Origin of the sequence: Planomicrobium soli (genome assembly GCF_003014655.1) — a bacterium.
GTDB lineage: Bacteria > Bacillota > Bacilli > Bacillales_A > Planococcaceae > Planococcus > Planococcus soli_B.
Map to the genome: position 1 here is coordinate 42,100 of NZ_PYAT01000004.1, position 15,354 is coordinate 57,453.

Here is a 15,354-nt window from a genome sequence, read left to right on the forward strand (position 1 = left end):
GAGGTGTATCATGCATGAATTTAATGATAGTTTTATCCAAGTTCTGCTTTTGTTGGCCATCGCCATTGCAGTTGTAGGGGTAGCTAAAAAACTTAGGCAACCGGACACTATCGCACTTGTGCTGGTTGGGCTCTTTTTGGGAATCGTTACCCTTCCTATTCCTCTGATAGACCAGGCTGAAGAATTTATCACCCAATCAAACGTTTTTCAAGCGGTCATCATTTCCTTGTTCTTGCCAATTTTGCTTGGAGATGCCACGTTGAAACTGCCGTTTCGCCATTTATATAAATGGAAAAAGACGGTTTTGTGGATGGCTTTAGGCGGAACATTTTTATCGTTTATTATTATCGGCTTTTCTGCACATTACCTGATCGGTTTGCCGATTGCTGTGGCTTTCACTTTTGCAGCTTTAATGAGTGCAACTGATCCTATCAGCGTGCTTTCAATATTCAAGTCCGCGAAGGTTTCAGAAAAGTTATCGACAATCATGGAAGGCGAATCCTTATTTAATGACGGTATCGCAATTGTGCTCTTTCAGATTTCCTCTCTTTATTTGCTGACGTACATCGAAATGGGCTGGGCAGGAGTGGGCAGTGGCGTTTGGCTGTTTCTTCGTTTTGCGATAGGTGGAGTTTTAGTGGGTCTTGTTCTTGGATTTATTTTTTCCCAAATCATTCGATTCTACGATGATTATCCATTTGAAATTGCGATTTCAGCCCTCTTGTTTTTCGGCAGTTACTTTATTGCCGAGCATTTACATGTTTCCGGAGTTATTGCGGTCGTAGCAGCCGGCTTTGTGTTCGGCGATTATGGCGGGAAAATCGGTATGTCCGAAAATACAAAAAGGAATATCAATGTCTTTTGGGATGCTATTACACTCATTGCCAATTCATTGATTTTCTTGATTGTCGGCTTGGAAATCCGGAATATCGATTTTTCCGGCCGATGGAATATTATAATATATGCCGTCCTTATTGTGATAGGCGCAAGAATCCTGGCGCTTTTTTTCAGTACAATGCCAGCAAAAAGCTTAAACCGAAAAGAACGGATTTTACTGAATTGGGGCGGATTGAAAGGAAGTTTGTCAATTGCGTTGGCATTGAGCCTGCCTGCAGATTTTGAAGGAAGAGAGACTGTGCTGCTCCTGACATTTGCTGTCGTCTTGTTTTCTTTGATTGTCCAAGGTTTAACGATCAAACCGTTAATCCGTAAATTGGGACTTAATGAGAAATGAATTACCCGGCAACCCGAAAGGTCTATCGGCATGGGCGTTCATTAGATTCTTTGCACTCAAAGCGATAAGATAATGAAGAATACATGATTGGAAGAGGTGCTGACTATGGAATTGTATAAATGGGCGGGCAACCGGGATCAAGGTGTGGCGATTCTCGCAGCCTTTCCAAATTCAAGGCTGATTTACTTGATGAACGGCGAGGAATCGGTAGTTCTTTTCGAATCAGACGGAAGCACTCCAGTTCAAGGGTTTGAAGGCTACCAAGTATTGGATGCTGTCGGGGATATCAATGATGGCTATTTTGCAGTGTTCAACAATATTCCCGTAACAGAGGAAGGACGGGAACTGTTCGAATCGCGCTTTAAGAATAGAGCAGGCATGGTTGAAAAAGAGCCAGGATTCGCGGCCATTCGCATTTTGCGGCCATTCAATTCAGACACATATATCATCTTGACGCTATGGAAAGATGAACAGTCGTTCAAAGATTGGCAGCAATCACAGGCATATGGCCATGCGCATGCGAAGCGTGGCACTGAAGAAGGCATCGACAAGCGCCCGAACATATTTCCTCGTTCATCTTTTGTGAAAACTTATACGAGATAAGCTAAGGCTGAGCTTTAACCAAATCTAAATTAAAAGGAGCGCGCGTATTTGACATAAGGATACGCATGCTCCTTTTTGAGTTGCGTCCGGAAACTTAATTGAAAAACACTGCAGACTCAGGCTATAATGATAAGGTTATCAATGAACGGGGAGGCGGATAGTATGCAGAAATCCGTAACGATCAAGCTCACGACGACAATCCGCCAGCCGAATGTGGCTGATCAAGTGATGGAAATGCGGTCGAAAGGCACGTTGACAGAGAAAAACAACTTGCGCTATCTGCAGTATGCAGAAAAGCAGGAAGATCTCGAAATTCGGACAGTTGTGAAACTTAGCGAAGACGAAGCACTTATTTTAAGAAGTGGCGGTTTGCAAATGCGGCTCCCATTTCTATTACATAAAGAGCAGACGGGCAGCTTAACTAGCACGCAAGGTTCGTTCATGTTAACTACTAAAGCTCATGAGTTGTCGGTTAGCGATAACCGTTTTAAAGTCCGATATGATTTGGCTATGGGAACCGAACATGTTGGAGAATACGAAATGGAAATACAGTTTATGGAGGGAAAATGATGAATGCAGTAGAGAAAGTTCAACATACGATCAAGCAAGTTATCAGTGAGGCGATTCAGAAAGCGGAATTGACAGCAGAACCGGTATCGGTTCATCTGGAATCGCCGAAAGATAAAACAAATGGAGATTACGCGACGAATATTGCCATGCAGTTGACAAAGCTTGCTAAAAAGCCGCCGCGCGCAATTGCAGAAGCGATTGTTGCCAACCTTGATAAAGATGCGGCGAATATCGAAACAGTGGAAATCGCTGGACCTGGTTTCATCAACATTACGATCAAAAAGGATTATTTACTGGATGTTGTAAAAACGGTTCTTGAACAACAAGGGGAATACGGCCGCTCGAATTCAGGCGGTGGAGAACGCGTTCAAGTCGAGTTTGTTTCAGCAAACCCGACAGGTGATCTTCATCTTGGCCATGCCCGCGGAGCTTCAGTGGGTGATTCATTGTGCAACGTGCTTGATTTAGCAGGCTACAACGTATCCCGTGAATATTATATCAACGATGCAGGAAATCAAATCAATAATTTGGCGCTTTCGATTGAAGCGCGGTATTTTGAAGCGCTTGGCCAAGGGGACAGCATGCCAGAAGATGGCTACCGGGGCCAGGATATCAAAGACATCGCTGAAGATTTGGTGAAAGAACACGGCGACAAGTTTGTCAGCATGACTCATGAAGAGCGTTATAAAGTTTTCCGTGAACATGGCTTGAAAGTGGAACTGGCGAAACTGCAGAAAGACTTGGCGGATTTCCGGGTTGAATTCGATGAGTGGTTCTCCGAGACATCCCTGTATGAAAAAGGCGAGATTGACATTGCATTAAACAAGCTGCGCGACAATGGCCATATTTTCGAAGAAGAAGGTGCGACATGGTTCCGTTCGACGACATTTGGCGATGACAAAGACCGTGTGCTGATCAAAAACGACGGTTCGTTCACATACCTGTTGCCGGATATCGCTTATCACGATGATAAATTGACTCGAGGATTCGATAAGCTGATCAACATATGGGGGGCGGACCACCACGGTTATATACCACGTATGAAAGCGGCAATCGAAGCGCTTGGCTATGATCGCGATACGCTTGAAGTGAGCATCATCCAAATGGTGCAGCTATACAAAGACGGCGGAAAAATGAAGATGAGCAAACGTACGGGGAAAGCTGTAACGATGCGTGAACTAGTGGAACTTGTTGGACTTGACGCAGTCCGTTATTTCTTCGCGATGCGTTCAGGCGATTCGCATATGGATTTCGATCTGGACTTAGCAGTATCCCAGTCAAACGAAAATCCGGTTTACTATTCGCAATACGCTCATGCGCGCATTTGCTCCATCTTACGCCAAGCGGACAGCCAAGGATTTTCGGCTTCAATTGAAAACTTAGATTTGTTGAAGTCTGAAAAAGAAATCGATGTCTTGAAGAAAATTGGCGACTTCCCGCAAGTTATCGCAGATGCTGCAAAGCTGCGCTCGCCTCATCGTGTAACAACTTATATTCAGGATCTTGCAGGAAACTTCCATAGCTTCTATAATGCCAATAAAGTATTGGATGCCTCGAATAAAGAGCTGACATGTGCCCGTATCGCACTGATTACGGCTGTTAAAGTAACACTTGCCAACGCATTGAAAACAGTAGGCGTGGCTGCTCCGGAAAAAATGTAAGAGACAGCAAGAAACTTTGGTGTATAATAAAACCGAAATGACAATTCCATAATCTATCATAAAGGTGCTTATGTCTAAGAACATGAGTTAAAAGGGAAGCCGGTTCAAATCCGGCGCGGTCCCGCCACTGTAAGTGAGCGCTATCTGCAGAATGCCACTGAAGAAAACTTCGGGAAGGCGCAGCAAGCAATGCTCACAAGCCAGGAGACCTGCCTTTATGAAACGCCCACATGCTTGCGAGGACAGGCTGGATGCATATCCTTTTTTATGTCGTCCTTCCAATCTCCCGCATTTATGTGGGGGATTTTTTAATTTGAAACGGAGGATATTATTGATGAAAAGAATTTGGAAGTTTGGTGTAAGTGCAGGATTGGCAGCAGCTTTGCTTGCAGGATGCGGGCAGGAAGCAGCGCCTGCTGAGCAGGAGACGGCTACTGAAACGCCGGCAGCGCCAGCGGAAACAGAGGCGGCATTTCCAGTAACGTTGACTGATGCGGTAGGAGACGAAATTACCATCGAAGAAGAGCCAAAAGCAATCGTTTCAATGATTCCTTCAAATACAGAAATTGCCTATGAACTTGGATTGGACGATAAGATTGTTGGTGTATCTGACTTTGACAATTATCCAGAAGAAGCGGCAGAAGTGGAAAAAATCGGCGGACAGGAATTTAACGTAGAAAAAATCATTTCTTTGCAGCCGGACATCGTGCTTGCCCATGAATCAGGTTTAGGAATGGGCGATGCCGGACTTCAACAATTGCGTGATGCCGGAATTAAAGTTTTCGTCGTAAACAATGCGGAGAACTTCGAGCAAGTGTATGAAACAATCGATGTTATCGGCAAGGCGACCGGAGCGCAGGAAGAAGCGGAAGCTGAAATTGCCGAAATGAAACAAGAAGTGGCCGACATTGAAGAAAAAGCCGCAGCAATCAAAGAACAGAAAAAAGTATTTATTGAAGTAAGCAGTGTTCCTGAAATTTACACGACAGGAAGCGGTACGTTCATGGACGAAATGCTTTCCCTGATCAATGCTGAAAACGCAGCTGGTGATCTGGAAGGATGGGCAACTATTGATCCGGAAGCGATTGTAGACAGAAACCCGGATGTAATCGTTACAACAGAAGGGACGTACAATCCTGAAGCTGTGGATCAAATCATGGGCCGCGGTGGATTTGCTGAGGTAGCTGCTGTAAAAGAAAAAGCTGTTTACGAGGTGGATTCCGATATGGTCAGCCGCTCAGGCCCACGCTTGACGGACGGATTGGAAGAACTGGCAAAAGCTGTTTACCCAGAGGTTTTCAGTGAATAAAAGCACGGCAGCCTATATCGTTTCTCTTGTTATTCTGGGAGGAGCTGTATTGCTGGGTGTATTGGTCGGAACGGTTTCCATTTCTCCGGAAGTGCTATGGAACCGGAGTGCCGATCCTTCGGCAGCCAATATTTTATGGAATATCCGGATGCCGCGTGTTGTGCTGGCGGGTCTAGTTGGAGCTTCTCTCGCCATTGCGGGAGCAGCGTTCCAAGGACTTCTTAAAAATCCGTTAGCCGACCCCTACACTTTAGGAGTGTCGTCCGGTGCCTCAGTAGGCGCTGTGATGACGCTCTTTTTCAGTATTTCAGTGCCTTTTTTAGGGATGTTCACGCTGCCGGTCATGAGCATGATCGGGGCGCTCGCAACCATGCTTGCTGTCATGGGGTTTGCGAAATTGGTGGACCGGTCAATGAAAATGGAAACAGTGATTCTGACCGGCATCATTTTTAGTTCTTTTCTTGGTTCGGTCATTTCACTTATGATTGCCTTGACGGGGGAAGAACTGCGCCAGATTATCGGATGGCTGCTGGGAAGCGTATCGATGCGCGGGTGGCCTTATGTTCAAATGGCTTTGCCATTTTTTCTCGTCGGTTCTTTTGTTTTATGGCTGAATCGCCGTGAACTGAATGCGATGCTTTTTGGGGAAGAGCGGGCCCGGCATCTAGGAGTTGATGTACGAAAAAGGAAAATGATGATTTTGATCGGCGGCTCTGTTTTAACAGGAGCAGCAGTTTCTGTTTCAGGCACCATCGGTTTTGTCGGGTTGGTTGTTCCACATATGGTCCGTCTTCTTTGGGGAGCGGATCATCGCCATGTTTTGCCATTGTCTTTCATCAACGGAGCGGCGTTGCTCATTCTTTGCGATTTAGTGGCGCGGACAATTATTTCACCGACAGAGTTGCCGATTGGAGTAATCACATCATTTATTGGAGCGCCGGTTTTTGCGTTTATCTTTTTCCGGCAGCGGAAAGGAGGAAGTTAATATGCTGCGAATAACTGGAGTAACTGGCGGTTATGGCGAGAAAAAAGTGGTTAGGGACGTTTCTTTCCATGTGAAAAAAGGCAATATGCTTGGAATATTAGGTCCCAATGGCAGCGGAAAATCGACATTGATGAAGCTGATCAGCGGCGTCTTGCCGGCTGAAAGTGGAACCATTGAAGTGGATGGCCAGCCTATCTCGACTTTTTCTGCAAAAGAACTGGCAAGGAAAATGGCAGTCTTGCCGCAGCTTCACGCACATGCTTTCGAACATACGGTTCGGGAAACAGTGTCACTCGGCCGCTACCCGCATCAAAGCGGATGGTTTTCATCTTGGTCGGAAGAAGACGAATCCGCTGTATCGGAAGCTATGCGTTTGATGAACATCCGGCAATACGAACATACATTAATCGACCGAATGTCTGGAGGAGAGCAGCAGCGGGTATTCGTTGCTCAGGCGCTGGCGCAAAATGCTTCTATTCTGTTGCTGGATGAACCTACTAATCATTTGGATATTAATCACCAAAAAGAATTGCTTGATACCATCAAAAAACAGGCGATCGAAAAAGAGTTGACGGTAGTGTCCATTTTTCACGACATCAACTTGGCCTCAATGTATTGCGATCAGCTGCTGCTGCTGGACGGCGGCCAAATCCAACGCATAGGTGAACCTCATGAAGTGGTTCGCGAACAAGATATTGAAGCTGTATATAAAACCCGGGTCAGCAACCATCCGCATCCTGAGTTGCCGAAGCCGCAAATTACGCTGCTTCCCGGAATCAAGCGACCCGTTTTACAATCCCTTATCACTGCAGAAGATTTTGCCGTTTCTTCTGATTATGTTCTCTACCAAAGCCCCGTTCCATTAAAAACTGTTTCATCTGCAGTTATCAATGCGGGTGCAGGATGGTACCGGACATTTATGAACCGGCATGTCAGCGACACTTATGAATGCGATGATAGTACACAGGAAATGGCGGATTTTATTGAGCAGGAAGGATTCAAGCCAACGGATACAGTAGGTATGATGACGGCTGTCAGGACGGAAGATGCAATTGTCAAAGAATACATGGGACCATTTGGTTCGGTCGTCATCGTGGTCACCGCTGGAGTCGGAAATGCGGTTGACGTTTCACAGGCACTTGATCGAGCTGTCAAAGTCGGAACAATCAATACATGGATTTTCGTCAATGGCGAGCTGTCGGATGAAGCGTTTATTCAAGCGATGATCACTGCGACAGAAGCGAAATCAAAAGCACTGCATCATGAAGAGGTGATGGATCCGCTGACGAACACGATTGCGACGGGTACATCAACAGACAGCTGCTTAGTGGCTGCTTCTCAGCAAGGCGAGCGCCTGCCTTATGCTGGACCGGTTACGGAACTAGGCAAAATGATTGGTGCCGGAGTTTTCGAATGTACGGTTAGGGCAATCCGGCTGTATCGCGAGGCCAAAAAAAGATGATGATCCACCTCACTGTTATAGCGATCGGCTTGTTGCTGGACCGCATCATAGGTGATCCGCCAGCATGGCCGCATCCAGTCCGATGGATCGGATCTTTGATTTCGAAACTGACCAAGAAGTGGAACCATGGACCGAAGGCATACCGCAACGGCTTCTGGATGACGGGTATTGTAGCAATATGCGCCTTTTCCGGTGCCCTTTTCTTGGTTTTGATCGGCCACTCGATTCATTGGACGATTGGTGCAGCGGTCGAAGCTTTGCTGATAGCTGCCGGCCTTGCACAAAAAAGTTTGGGGGATGCTGCAGAAGAAGTGTATCGGCCGCTCATCAAGAATGACTTAGTCAAAGCACGAGAAAAATTAGGATGGATTGTCGGCCGGGATACCGATAGGCTGAATGAAAGCGAAATTACCCGTGGTGTGGTTGAGACGGTATCCGAAAATACGAGCGACGGCATAACTGCACCGCTGTTTTGGGCGTTTTTGCTGGGTGCGCCAGGACTATGGCTGTATAAAGCCGTGAATACGTGCGATTCGATGGTCGGGTATAAAAATGAAGAATTCCAGCGGTTCGGCTATGCATCTGCCCGTTTGGATGATTTGCTGAACTGGATTCCAAGCCGTATCACCGGACTCTTGATTTTGACGATGACTAAAAACGCACGATCTCTTACTATACGTCAACGTTTTGTGGAGTGGAAGCGCGACGCTAAAAAGCACCCAAGCCCGAACAGCGGATGGTTGGAGGCTGCAACAGCGATACAGCTTGGCGTTGAACTTGGCGGCATCAATACATACAAAGGGGTTGTATCGATTCGGGCGCGGATGGGCACACCTGTTTTCCCGCTCGAAGCACGCCACATCCATGAAACGACTAAACATATGCACTTGGTGACTTTCTGGTTTTTTATCTTATTTGCAGTAGGAGGTCTATTGCTTGAACTTACCTAATCACGGGGCAAATCCAACGCGGTTGTACAAACAATTAAAAATGGAACCTCCGAAACGGCTCCTGGATTTTAGTGAAAACGTCCATCCGTTTGGTCCTCCTGCGTTTTTGGATGAACTTTGGTGGGATTTGCGAGAACTTGTCAGCCATTATCCCGATCCTGATGCAGAACCATTTCGCAGCGCAGCTGCTGTATTCCATGAAGTTGCCCCTCAACAGATTGCAGCAGGAAACGGCGCGGCAGAAGTATTTACTTGGCTTGCCCGGCGGTACCGGGAAAAGCGGGTAGCGTTAATAGAACCGGCGTTTTCCGAGTATCGGATAACGTTAGAAGCAGAGAATGCAGAAGTTGTCGCTATCCAGCTGAAAGCGGAAACCAATTGGAAACTGCCGATAGCGGAAATTATAAAAACGGTTGAAGGATGTACGGCATTATACATCTGCAATCCGCACAATCCGACAGGTTTGCTTGTTTCTAAAGAAGAAATAATGCAAATAGCGGAAGCATGCCGTAAAGCTGGATGCGAACTGGTTGTCGATGAAGCGTTCATTGATTTTATCGGTGAGGAGCATTCGGTTGTCTCTTGCTTGAAAGAGTTTCAGAATCTTATTGTGGTCCGCTCGATGACTAAAATGTATGCAATTCCAGGGCTCCGGCTCGGCTATGTTTTGGGAAGTCCTGCTATCATAGCAGCGTTAAAAAATGGAGCAGCCCATTGGAATGTAAATGGGCTGTCCGCTCAAATTGGGGCGCGTTGTTTTAGGGAAGTTCAATACCGAAAACAGATCATCCGGTCCGCAAAGGAAGAACGCTTAGAAATGACCGGATTTCTAAGGGGCAATGGTTGCACGGTAACTGATTCCGCTGTGAATTTCCTATCTTTTCAATTGCCTGATCCGGAACAATCCGACCGGTTTTTCGACGATATGCTGAAAATTGGTATTGTGCTTCGCCACACTAAATCGTTTCAAGGAATGGATGGCCAGTGGTTCCGGATCGGCATGAAATCCGCTGATCATATGAAGAGACTGAAGGGGGAGATAGCGAAATGGCTAACGGAAGGCTGATTTTTATCAGTGGGGGCGTCAGGAGCGGGAAAAGTGCATATGCTGAACAGCTTGTGGTGGCTTCCGGCGCAGTCCGAAACGTCTACCTTGCAAGCGGACAGGCCCACGATGCGGAAATGAGAGCGCGAATCCGGCGGCATCAGGACGACCGCTCCGGCCAAGGATGGACGACTGTTGAGCAGCCGACGGATTTAAAAAAAGTGCTTCCAAAACTTTGCAGTGGCGACGCGGTTCTTTGGGATTGTGTAACAGCTTGGCTGGCAAACGAACTTTACGAAGGCTGGGAACAAGGGACTCCATGTGCGAAAAAGCCGGGATGTATGGAACAAAAATGGCTGGAATTGCAGGAGGCAGTGATTGAACTGCAGCATCAAGCGCAGCTTTTAGTTATTGTTTCAAATGAAGTGCTGGATGATTTTGTGCGCGACGAGATGTATCAAAGATGGCTTGGGAAAATTCATCTCTGGTTAGTAGCCAGGGCCGATCAAGCGTTTGAACTGGAAAATGGAGCCGCTTACAGAAGGAAGGGATAAAATGCGTGGAATAATGATTCAAGGCACGGCGTCTGATGTCGGAAAAAGCTTGATTTGTACAGCGTTCTGCCGGATTTTATCCGATCAAGGAATCTGCGTAGCGCCATTCAAATCCCAAAATATGTCGAATAATTCATATGTCACTGTGCTTGGCGAGGAGATCGGCAGAGCCCAGGGTGTCCAGGCAGAAGCTGCAAGGACAGTCGCAACAGTTGACATGAATCCGATTTTAATGAAGCCCGAAAGTGATATGAAATCGCAAGTTATTTTATTCGGCAAAAAGATCCAAACGATGGACGGCATGGATTACCGGACAAACTTTTATGAACAAGGGCTGGCGGCAATTGACCGAGCACTGGAGAATCTTTCAAAATCCTATACGCATTTGGTCATCGAAGGAGCGGGAAGCCCTGCTGAAGTAAATTTAAATGACCGGGAAATTGTTAACATGGCGGTAGCCGAACGCGCGGACGTTCCAGTGATCTTGGTCGCTGACATTGAACGCGGCGGCGTTTTTGCTTCAATAGTCGGCACTCTTGCCCTTATGCCGAATCCCGAACGGGTAAAAGGGTTGATAATCAATAAATTTCGCGGCGACCTCCGGTTGTTCGAAGACGGCGTTGCGTTTTTAGAAGCCTATACAAAATTGCCGGTCCTTGGGGTCATTCCGTATTTCGGCAATCATGAAATTGAGCAGGAGGATTCATTGGGCGTCCGCGAATTAACTAGAGGTGGTCTCAAAAGGTCAATCGATATGGCCGTATTAAAGCATCCTTACTTATCAAATTTCACGGATATCGAACCTTTTCTAAATGAACCGGATGTGGCAATCCGCTGGGTGGACTATGCAGAAGACATCGGTCAGCCGGATATTCTGGTCTTTCCTGGCACGAAAAACACCATTGCGGATTTGCGTTATTGGAAAAGGCAGGGACTGGAAGGCTTACTGTTATCCTTAGGCAAGGGCACTCGAATTATCGGGCTGTGCGGCGGCTTTCAAATGCTCGGCGACAGTTTAGCCGATCCACATGGCTTTGACGGCACGAAAACGGAATTCGAGAGGGGGCTCGGATTGATTTCTGGAATGTCTACGCACTTTATAAAAGAAAAGTTTGTTAGAAGGCGCACTGGGACTGTAGAGCTGCATGAACAAACGTTTAAAGTTGATGGTTATGAAATTCATACTGGCAGATCGAGTTATGGAGGAAAGCCGCTTGTCTCATTTAAGAATGAAACTGAAGGAATTCAAACAGAGCGGTTGATTGGCACTCATCTTCACGGATTTTTTGATGCGTCAGAGTGCCGCCGAGCCTTTTTAGCGCCTCTTCGCCAAGAAAAAAAATTGGCGGAACCCATTTTGCAAGAACGCCCGGACCGCTATAGCCGCTTCGCTGCCCATGTAAAAGCGCATATCGACTGGGCACGAGTTGAGCAGATCATGGAGGACAAGGGATGAAGCGTTTAGGGACCGGGTGGTTGCTCGCACTGCAGTTTTTCTCCGTCATACCTGTAAAGAAAGAGTTGCCGATGGAAAAGACAAACGTAACGTCTATGTATTTGATGTTGCCGTTATTGGGCGGATTTTTGGGCAGTATTACAGCGGCCGCAATATGGGGGCTACTAGAATTTACAGAGCTCAGTCCGTTGTTTCTGGCTTTTACCGTCGTTATTTTCGGTATTCTTCTGACAGGCGGCTTGCATATGGACGGCGTTGCGGATGTCGGAGATGCCTATTTTTCCTATCAGGACCGAAAAAAGCGCTTGGAAATAATGGAGGATCCGCGTATAGGCGCATTTGGTGCAATGGCGTTGATTTTGATTATTGTTGGAAAAATTATAGTTGTGGCAGAAGTGATCGATGAAATTTCTTTAATGGCAATAGTGCTGGTTCCTGTATTTTCAAGAATCGGTTTGCTGCTCTTTTTCACCACCACCGGAAGCGCAAAAGAAATGGGGCTCTCAGCTTTTTTTCACCAACAAACAGACGGTAAATGGATAGCCATGGGTGCATTCATCTATCTGGCTGTTATTTTCGGCTTATTCGGGTACTGGCAAAGCTGGGGGGCGGCTTTTGGGCTAGTTGCCCTTCTCTTAGTTTTGCTTTACGTTTACAGAAAGTGGTGCTTGAAGAATTTTGGTGGAGTGACGGGGGATTTGTTGGGAGCTTACGTAGAAGGGACGGAATTTTTGTTATGGACAGCCTTTTTATTCTTCATTTGATCCGGCATGCCCCGACGTTAGGAAACCAGGAAAAAAGGTATATTGGATGGACGGATGAACCGGTGGTGGCATTTAAAGCAACACCGTTTCCGGAAGTGGAAGAAGTATGGGGGAGCGATTTACAGCGCTGCCGGCAAACGGCAGAAGTGTTGTTTCCAGCCGCTTTGTATCATCCTGATGCTGATTGGCGTGAGTGCAACTTTGGTGAATGGGAGCAAAAAACGTACGCTGAACTTGAAAAGGTGGAAGCATATCGCAATTGGCTTGATGATCCATTTCGCATCACGCCTCCAAGCGGCGAAAATCTGGATTCAGTAGCCCGGCGTGTGGAACGGGCCGTTCGCTCTTTGCCTGTAAAAAAAGAGTTTACGATTGTTACACACGGCGGACCGATCCGCTATTTGCAGGCACGCGGAAAACAGGAAGCATTCTGGGATCAGACTGCGCTTCATGGTTATCGCTATACACTCGCGTGGAAAAACCGGCAGGCATTCGAGGAGGGAACACGATGCACATTATTTTCGGCGGCGCCTTTAATGGCAAACGCGAATACGTGAAAACATGGCTGAACGATCAGGAAGCCTTGTGGTGTGAAGCGGAGATGCCTGAAACGGGTTCGCTTACGATGGTTATAGCAGGAGTGGAGATCTGGGTGAAGCTTCAGCTTGAAGCGGGGAAAAGTGAAGAGGAAGTTGTGGAAAGCGCCAAGAAGGCGCTCAAGCTGAATGGAACTAGCCGGCAAATATGGATTTTAACAGATATCAATCGCGGTATTGTACCGATTGATCCTATCGAAAGGCAGCAAAGGGACATTGTCGGCCGGCTTTATCAATTTTTATTCAAAGAAGCAGAAAGTGTAACTCGGATTTGGTATGGCATACCAGAAATTATAAAAGGAGCGGATGAATATGAGAATTTACACAAGAACCGGTGACAAAGGGCAGACGAGTTTGATTGGTGCACGGGCGGATAAAGATGCTCCGCGCATAGAAGCGTACGGAACAATCGACGAAGTAAATTCTTTTATCGGCAAAGCGATGACGGAACTGGATCCGGAGAAATACGCGGATCTGCTTGCGGATTTGGAAACTATTCAAAACGAATTGTTCGACTGCGGCGGTGATCTGGCGGATGTACGGAAAGAGCCGCAATTCAAAATGACGGAAGAGCCAGTCGCAGTCCTGGAAAAACGGATCGATGAATTAATGGAAGAACCGCCGCTGTTGGAGCGCTTTATCTTGCCAGGAGGTTCGCCTGCTGCTGCAACGCTTCATATCGCCAGGACGATTACACGCCGGGCTGAACGCCAAACCGTCACATTGATGAAATCAGGCGAAGAATTTCCGCTCGTGGTCCAACGGTATTTAAACCGCTTGTCTGATTATTTGTTCGCCGCTTCACGCGTTGTCAATTTCCGGGCGGGTGTCCCGGATAACGAATATGTCCGCAGCGCAAAAGTTTTTAAAAACGGCGGACGCGCCAAGACAACAGAATAATGACAACAAGAAATTTAGCTTTGGCCGCGCTTTTTGTAAGTTTGTCGGCCATCGGCGGCATGCTGAAAATTCCGCTTGGCATTGCTTCGATTGCGTTGGATGCAATGCCGGCACTGGTCGCAGCTCTGTTTCTTGCAGCGCCGCTTGCCGGAACGGTCGCTATGCTTGGGCATTTGGCTTCCGCATTGTATGGCGGATTTCCTCTTGGGCCGTTCCACATTATTATCGCTTTTGAGATGGGAGGAATTGTCTGGCTGTTCGCAACGCTGCATCAGAGCGGCCGCCATTTGGTAAAATGGATTGCTTTTCTTTTAGGCAATGGTATTGTGGCGGCGTTCCCCTTCTACTTTTTACTGTCGCCAGCATTTTTTTATGCATCTGTACCTGGGCTGCTTTTTGCTTCTGCCGTTAATGCTTTAGGAGCGGCATTCATTATGCCGCTAACGATGAATCGAATAAGGGGGAGGGTAAAGTAATGCGCCATGAATTGCTGCTTGGTGATTGGGTGGTGACATCAGATAATTCCGGCGGGATTGGTGAGAAGCCGATGGATTTTGTAAAAGCGCCGGATGGGTTGACAGCGAAGTTTGCCGCGCGCGTCGCCCTCCTTGAACAATGGGCCGCAGGCAGCGAACCGAAAGCCGTGCTGCTCCATAACTTCAGCGGGGAGGAGCAGTGGCACCGCTACATTGAAGGCATTAAAGAACTATTAGCCGAAACCGGCACCAAAAATGTTCAGTTTAGCGGCAGTTCCGAAACAAACATCGCCACGATGCAATCCGGAATAGCTGTAACGATGATCGGCAAGCGGAAATACGAGATTGCTGCAGAAACGTTAGAATGGTTTGTCTATGGAATGCCGTTAGTCGGCGAGGATGTGCTTTTGAAAAAAGAGCAGCTGGCCGATTTGAAAAAACTGAGCGAGGCTAGAGCGAGCGGGTTGGTCAAACAGCTGTGGCCGGTCGGCTCAAAAGGAATCGGATATGAAGCAAAGCGATTGCTCGGAGAAGAAATAGCTCCTATTGCCGGCATCAATCTTGAAGCATCGGCAGGCCCGTCGACATGCGTTCTGATTGGCGCCTTGAAGGAAATGCGGGATCAGTTGGTCGAACATTTTGAAGCTTACATCTACCCCATCCAGAAATAAAACAAAAAACATCGCAAGTGTGCGGTGTTTTTATTTTGGACAGAAATATCTCTTAACTGCGATAAGAAATTCAACTTAATTTTTGTTTTTATAGTAGCACTTGACGAATGAAAAGAAT

Annotated in this window: 17 protein-coding genes and 1 riboswitch; all 17 genes read left to right on the plus strand. The window is 47.0% G+C overall.

Annotated elements, in window-relative coordinates; translation table 11 throughout:
• Positions 1 to 10 precede the first annotated feature (10 nt).
• Entirely contained in the window at positions 11 to 1,234 is a 1,224-nt protein-coding gene (locus B0H99_RS06300) for a cation:proton antiporter (protein WP_106532808.1), read from the plus strand.
• Between the two features lie 105 nt (positions 1,235 to 1,339).
• On the plus strand, positions 1,340 to 1,837 hold the full coding sequence (locus B0H99_RS06305; RefSeq protein WP_106532809.1) for an antibiotic biosynthesis monooxygenase family protein: 498 nt from the start codon (positions 1,340 to 1,342) through the stop codon (positions 1,835 to 1,837).
• A 162-nt stretch (positions 1,838 to 1,999) separates the two neighbouring features.
• A complete protein-coding gene (locus B0H99_RS06310) occupies positions 2,000 to 2,407 on the plus strand; it encodes a YwiB family protein (RefSeq protein ID WP_106532810.1) in 408 nt (135 codons plus the stop codon).
• The gene (gene argS, locus B0H99_RS06315) at positions 2,407 to 4,068 is read left to right on the plus strand and encodes an arginine--tRNA ligase (RefSeq protein WP_106532811.1); all 1,662 of its coding nucleotides are present in this window, start codon (positions 2,407 to 2,409) and stop codon (positions 4,066 to 4,068) included. Before B0H99_RS06310 ends, argS begins: the two co-directional genes overlap by 1 nt.
• Before the next feature lie 45 nt (positions 4,069 to 4,113).
• A riboswitch (cobalamin riboswitch) is annotated at positions 4,114 to 4,299 on the plus strand.
• A gap of 103 nt (positions 4,300 to 4,402) precedes the next feature.
• Positions 4,403 to 5,377 (plus strand): ABC transporter substrate-binding protein, encoded by a 975-nt coding sequence (locus B0H99_RS06320; RefSeq protein WP_106532812.1) that lies wholly within the window; start codon positions 4,403 to 4,405, stop codon positions 5,375 to 5,377.
• The gene (locus B0H99_RS06325) at positions 5,370 to 6,362 is read left to right on the plus strand and encodes a FecCD family ABC transporter permease (protein ID WP_106532813.1); all 993 of its coding nucleotides are present in this window, start codon (positions 5,370 to 5,372) and stop codon (positions 6,360 to 6,362) included. The genes B0H99_RS06320 and B0H99_RS06325 overlap by 8 nt, the downstream gene beginning before the upstream one ends.
• 1 nt (position 6,363) lies before the next feature.
• Positions 6,364 to 7,824 carry an adenosylcobinamide amidohydrolase gene (locus B0H99_RS06330; RefSeq protein WP_106532814.1) on the plus strand — a complete coding sequence of 487 codons (1,461 nt, stop codon included), beginning with the start codon at positions 6,364 to 6,366 and terminating at the stop codon, positions 7,822 to 7,824.
• Positions 7,821 to 8,774, plus strand: a complete 954-nt coding sequence (cbiB, locus tag B0H99_RS06335; protein ID WP_106532815.1) for an adenosylcobinamide-phosphate synthase CbiB — start codon at positions 7,821 to 7,823, stop codon at positions 8,772 to 8,774. Before B0H99_RS06330 ends, cbiB begins: the two co-directional genes overlap by 4 nt.
• Complete coding sequence (cobD, locus tag B0H99_RS06340) at positions 8,761 to 9,840, plus strand: threonine-phosphate decarboxylase CobD (protein WP_106532816.1); 1,080 nt, start codon at positions 8,761 to 8,763, stop codon at positions 9,838 to 9,840. Before cbiB ends, cobD begins: the two co-directional genes overlap by 14 nt.
• Positions 9,822 to 10,373, plus strand: a complete 552-nt coding sequence (locus B0H99_RS06345) for a bifunctional adenosylcobinamide kinase/adenosylcobinamide-phosphate guanylyltransferase (RefSeq protein WP_106532817.1) — start codon at positions 9,822 to 9,824, stop codon at positions 10,371 to 10,373. The genes cobD and B0H99_RS06345 overlap by 19 nt, the downstream gene beginning before the upstream one ends.
• Before the next feature lies 1 nt (position 10,374).
• Complete coding sequence (locus B0H99_RS06350; RefSeq protein WP_106532818.1) at positions 10,375 to 11,829, plus strand: cobyric acid synthase; 1,455 nt, start codon at positions 10,375 to 10,377, stop codon at positions 11,827 to 11,829.
• Positions 11,826 to 12,593: an adenosylcobinamide-GDP ribazoletransferase gene (gene cobS, locus B0H99_RS06355; protein ID WP_106532819.1), complete on the plus strand. Its 768-nt coding sequence runs from the start codon at positions 11,826 to 11,828 to the stop codon at positions 12,591 to 12,593. The genes B0H99_RS06350 and cobS overlap by 4 nt, the downstream gene beginning before the upstream one ends.
• Positions 12,566 to 13,150: a histidine phosphatase family protein gene (locus B0H99_RS06360; RefSeq protein ID WP_106532820.1), complete on the plus strand. Its 585-nt coding sequence runs from the start codon at positions 12,566 to 12,568 to the stop codon at positions 13,148 to 13,150. Before cobS ends, B0H99_RS06360 begins: the two co-directional genes overlap by 28 nt.
• Entirely contained in the window at positions 13,102 to 13,527 is a 426-nt protein-coding gene (locus tag B0H99_RS06365; RefSeq protein ID WP_106533012.1) for a bifunctional adenosylcobinamide kinase/adenosylcobinamide-phosphate guanylyltransferase, read from the plus strand. Before B0H99_RS06360 ends, B0H99_RS06365 begins: the two co-directional genes overlap by 49 nt.
• Positions 13,502 to 14,089, plus strand: a complete 588-nt coding sequence (locus tag B0H99_RS06370; RefSeq protein WP_106532821.1) for a cob(I)yrinic acid a,c-diamide adenosyltransferase — start codon at positions 13,502 to 13,504, stop codon at positions 14,087 to 14,089. Before B0H99_RS06365 ends, B0H99_RS06370 begins: the two co-directional genes overlap by 26 nt.
• Positions 14,089 to 14,565: an ECF transporter S component gene (locus B0H99_RS06375; protein ID WP_106532822.1), complete on the plus strand. Its 477-nt coding sequence runs from the start codon at positions 14,089 to 14,091 to the stop codon at positions 14,563 to 14,565. Before B0H99_RS06370 ends, B0H99_RS06375 begins: the two co-directional genes overlap by 1 nt.
• Positions 14,565 to 15,236 (plus strand): alpha-ribazole-5-phosphate synthase, encoded by a 672-nt coding sequence (locus B0H99_RS06380; RefSeq protein ID WP_106532823.1) that lies wholly within the window; start codon positions 14,565 to 14,567, stop codon positions 15,234 to 15,236. The genes B0H99_RS06375 and B0H99_RS06380 overlap by 1 nt, the downstream gene beginning before the upstream one ends.
• Positions 15,237 to 15,354 lie beyond the last annotated feature (118 nt).